The organism is Kineococcus indalonis (assembly GCF_009906395.1).
GTDB lineage: Bacteria > Actinomycetota > Actinomycetes > Actinomycetales > Kineococcaceae > Kineococcus > Kineococcus indalonis.
Window position 1 is genome coordinate 1 of record NZ_JAAALM010000630.1, and the last position, 2,073, is coordinate 2,073.

3 protein-coding genes are annotated in these 2,073 nt (G+C 75.7%); 2 read left to right on the forward strand and 1 reads right to left on the reverse strand.

Annotated elements, in window-relative coordinates:
• Positions 1 to 371: phage holin family protein (locus GTR00_RS19715; protein ID WP_166613248.1), on the forward strand; the 371-nt coding region annotated here is incomplete at its 5' end.
• Positions 368 to 703, forward strand: coding sequence for a DUF3618 domain-containing protein (locus GTR00_RS19720; protein ID WP_166613249.1), 336 nt, complete (start codon positions 368 to 370; stop codon positions 701 to 703). The genes GTR00_RS19715 and GTR00_RS19720, both read left to right, overlap by 4 nt.
• 78 nt (positions 704 to 781) lie before the next feature.
• On the opposite strand, the gene GTR00_RS19725 is transcribed toward GTR00_RS19720, so the two are convergent.
• Positions 782 to 1,879, reverse strand: coding sequence for an LLM class flavin-dependent oxidoreductase (locus GTR00_RS19725; RefSeq protein WP_166613250.1), 1,098 nt, complete (start codon positions 1,877 to 1,879; stop codon positions 782 to 784).
• Between the last annotated feature and the right edge of the window lie 194 nt (positions 1,880 to 2,073).

Sequence of the window (2,073 nt, forward strand, 5' to 3'; positions counted from 1 at the left end):
CCGACGGACTCGTCAGCGACCTCACCCAGCAGGTGTCGCGCCTGGTGCGCGACGAGGTGCAGCTGGCGAAGATGGACCTCACCGAGAAGGGCAAGAAGGCCGGCCTGGGCCTCGGGGCGTTCTCGATCGCCGGGCTGCTCGCGTTCTTCGCGATCGCCGCCCTGGTCACCACCGCGATCGCCGCCCTGTCGCTGGCGGTGGACGTGTGGCTGGCCGCGCTCATCGTGGCCGTCGTCCTGCTGGCGCTGGCCGCCGCGGCCGCCCTGGTGGGCAAGAAGGAGGTCCAGCAGGCCACGCCGCCGGTGCCGCAGGCGGCCGTGGACGGCGTGAAGAGGGACGTCGACGCCGTCAAGGAGGGTTTCAAGCGATGAGCAGCACCCAGCCCACCCCGCCCACCGACCGCGCCGAGCTGGAGCGGGACATCGAGCAGACCCGCGAGCGCCTGGCGGCCACCGCCGACGCCCTGGCCGCCAAGGCCGACGTCAAGGGGCAGGCGCAGGCCAAGGTCGAGGACCTCAAGGCCCAGGTGCAGCACAGGGCCGCCGACGTGAAGGACCGCGCCGTCACCTCCGTGCACGGGGCCAGCGAGAGCGCCCCGGGCACCCCCGAGCAGCAGAGCGGCGCCCTGGTGGGCGTGGCCGTGGCGGTGGTGGCGCTGGCCGTGGTGCTCCTGGTGCGCCGGCGCCGGAGCCGCCGGAGCTGACCGCGGCGGTGCGCACGACGCGGGAGCCCCCGACCCGCACCGGGTCGGGGGCTCCCGCGCGTCCGGCGGGTGCCGGGGTCAGGCGGTGGCGTCCTGCGCCACCGGCGCGGCCGGGGCGGGCACCGGGTGCGAGGGGACGGTGGGGCCGGCCTCGGCGCGCACGAGGGGGGCGACCTCGGTGCCCAGCAGCTCCACCGCGCGCATGACCTCGCGGTGCGGCACCGTGCCCGCGCTCAGGTGCAGCATGAAGCGGTCGATGCCGAGCTGCTCGCGCTGCAGCAGGACCTTCTCGGCCACCTCCTGCGGGGAGCCCACGAGCAGCGCGCCGCGGCGGCTGCGGCCCGCCTCGTAGCTGGTGCGGCTGAAGGGGTGCCAGCCGCGCTCGCGGCCGATGACGTTCATCGCGTACCGGTAGGGCTCGAAGTGCACGTCGGTGGCGCGCTGGCTGGTGTCGGCCACGAAGCCGTGCGAGTGGGTGGCCACCGGCAGGGTCGCCGGGTCGTGCCCGGAGCGGCGGGCGGCCTCGCGGTACAGGTCCACCAGGGGGCGGAACTGCGCGGGCTCGCCGCCGATGATGGCCACGGCCAGGGGCAGGCCCAGCGCGCCGGCGCGCACGACCGACTGCGGGTTGCCGCCCACGCCGATCCACACGGGCAGCGGCTGCTGCACGGGCAGCGGGAAGACGCCCAGGCCCTCGACGGCGGCGCGGTGGCGCCCGCCGGGCCAGGTGACGTGCGCGGGGTCCTTCTGGATGGCCAGCAGCAGGTCGAGCTTCTCGCTGAACAGCTCGTCGTAGTCGGCCAGGTCGTACCCGAACAGCGGGAAGGACTCGATGAAGGAGCCGCGCCCGGCGAGGACCTCCGCGCGCCCGTCGGAGAGGCCGTCGAGGGTGGCGAACTGCTGGAAGACGCGCACCGGGTCGTCGGAGGACAGCACCGTGACGGCGCTGGACAGCCGGATGCGGGAGGTGCGCGAGGCGGCCGCGGCCAGGGCGACCGCGGGGGCGGAGGCGGCGTAGTCGGGCCGGTGGTGCTCCCCGAGGCCGTAGACGTCCAGGCCGACCTGGTCGGCGAGCTCGACCTCCTCGACGACCTCGCGCAGCCGCTGCGCGTGGCTGATCGTGGCGCCGGTGCCGTCCGGCGTGGTCTCCGCGAACGCGCTGATGCCGATCTCCACCGCTCCACCCTCCTCCACACCCCCACCGGGTGTCTCATTGAACTCTCAACTGATGGGGGGGCGGGGGGATTCCCGCCCCGCCCTCGTCGGCCCGCCCGGTGCCCGCGGCAGCGCGCTGACAGCCGGCCGACAGGGGCCCGGCGTACACCGGAGCGTCCCGCCCCGCCGACCAGGAGCCCCCGATGACCGCGCAC